Genomic DNA, 2,071 nt, shown 5'->3' on the forward strand with positions numbered 1-2,071 from the left:
GGAAACGAGCACCTCCAGACGCCGGAAGTCAGCACGTCGTCACGGTCGCCTGGAGTCGGGTGACGCGGGGTCAGGCGATCGAGTGATAGACGGCGGCGGTGCGTTCGGCCGTGCGTCGCCAGGTGAAGGTCCGGGCGTAGGCGCGTCCCGGCCCGGGGTCCACCTCGTCCTTGAGCGCGCCGATCAGGGCGTCGGTGAACGCATCGGCCTCCGTCGGTGGAACCAGCCGCACGGCGTTGCCCGACATCGGGCCGACGACCTCTCGGACCGCTGGGATGTCAGCCGCCACCACCGGTGTTCCGGCTGCCAGCGCCTCCAGCGGCGGTAGGCCGAACCCCTCGTAGAACGATGGGAAGCACAGAGCGCTGGCCCCGGCGACCAGGCGCCGAAGTTCGTCCGTCCGAACATAGCCGGCGTTGACGACGGTTCCCCCCGGCAGCCCGGCAAGATCGAGGGCGGGTCCCCACCCGGCGGGTCCGACCAGGACCAGCGGTGGGGCGTCGCTGACCTCGGAGTGCAGGCCGCGGACCGCCTCCAGCAGGGTTGGGAGGTTCTTGCGCGGTTCGACCGTACCGACGAAAAGCAGGTATCTGGCGGGCAGGCCGTGGGCGGTGAGCCAGCGTCGCGATGGCGGGGAGGCGCTGAACCATGCGGCGTCCACGCCCAGCGGCGTCACGGTCACCATTGCCGGGTCCAGCCGGTAGGTGTCGATGACCTCGGTGGCGATCGCCTGGCTGGGTGTGATCACGGCGGCGGCGCGGCGCAGGCCGCGCGGGACCAGATCCCGGTAGCGGGCCGAGGCCGCGGACACGGTACCGGTCAGCTTCAGATAGGCCAGATCGTGGATGGTGAGGACGCCGCGGGCCCGCCGCGGTGGCGGCAGCACGAAGTTTGTGGCGTGCACCACGTCGACTGGCCCGGTCAGCCACTCGAGCTTCGGCAGTTCGGTGCGGGCCCAGGCCTCGTGCACGATCCGGGCCGGAACCCGGCGCGCGGCCGGGCGTACACCTGGCGGCAACGCGGGAGCGAAGTTCTCCAGCCCGCGCCAGGTGAACGCCGTTGCGGCCACGTCCAGACCGGGCAGGGTGGGCAGCTCGGCGAGCAGTTGGCCGGTGTAGCGGCCAACTCCCGTGGGCGTGCCGAGTAACGGCGTGCCGTCCAGGATGACCCGCATCAACCGTGATCCTTTCAGTCTCGGCCTTGCCAGGTCAGGGGGCATACAGCCGGTGACGGGTGGCGATCTCCCGCCAGCGGTCGGCGAATGCCGCGTCGGAGAACTCCTGTGCCCGGGTGACGGCGCTCGCAGCCAACCGTGCCCGCATGCCGTCCTCGGTTGCCAGGCGTCTGGTGAACGAGGCGAGCTGCGCCGGCGACGTCCAGCGCAGGCCGTCGAGTCCGTGGCGGACGATCTCCCGTTGGCCGGCGCGGTCGATCACCACCGGCACGCAGCCCCCGGCCATCGCCTCGACCGTGGTCATCCCGAAGTGCTCGGCCGTCCATGGCCGGCGATCGCCGTCCTGGCCGTATCCGGTTGCGGACCAGAAGACCGAGCAGGTCGACAGCAGCCGCTCGACCTCGTGGCGTGGCGCGTTCGGATGGATGTCGACCGGCAGGCCACGGGCGGCCTCCCGGATCTTCTCCAGGTATGGCAGCTGGGACTCCTCGCAGCCGCCGACGACGTGCATCCGCCAATCCGGTAGCGCGCCGGAGCGGTAGAGCTCACCGAACCACTCGACCATTTCCAGCTGGCGCTTGGCGTGCCCGAGACCGGGCGCGAACAGGCGCCCGACCGTGAGCACCGCGCGTTCCCGAGTACTGGCCGGGGTAAGGCGCTCCACCTGGATGGGCGGGTAGAGGACGTCCGCGTCCACGCGCCACAGGCGTCCGATCCAGCCCCGGGTGTAGGCCGAATTCGCCATCACCACGTCGTATGAGGCGAGATAGTCCAGATCGCGCGGGTTGGCCAGCAGCCAGGGGAAACGCAACGCGAGCCGGGCTCGGGCCCCGTCCTGCTGGTCGGTCACCCGCGGTCGGCTGACCGCCACGCCGAGTTGGCGCAGATCCCGGGAAG

At 71.0% G+C, this 2,071-nt stretch carries 2 protein-coding genes; both read right to left on the reverse strand.

Translation table 11 applies throughout. The features are described from left to right. Nucleotides 1–70 precede the first annotated feature (70 nt). Nucleotides 71–1,174 carry a glycosyltransferase family 1 protein gene (locus U9980_RS07500; RefSeq protein WP_322767271.1) on the reverse strand — a complete coding sequence of 368 codons (1,104 nt, stop codon included), beginning with the start codon at nt 1,172–1,174 and terminating at the stop codon, nt 71–73. Nucleotides 1,175–1,208: 34 nt separating this feature from the next. Continuing rightward, the coding region (locus U9980_RS07505) for a glycosyltransferase (protein ID WP_322767272.1) at nt 1,209–2,071 on the reverse strand (863 nt) is incomplete at its 5' end.

The sequence above is a fragment of the Protofrankia sp. Cr1 genome, assembly GCF_963555865.1.
GTDB lineage: Bacteria > Actinomycetota > Actinomycetes > Frankiales > Frankiaceae > Protofrankia.

What these genes read in the sequence shown, in the direction of transcription:
- U9980_RS07500 (WP_322767271.1), bottom strand. Translation starts at nt 1,174, where the DNA reads ATGCGGGTCATCCTGGACGGCACGCCGTTACTCGGCACGCCCACGGGA.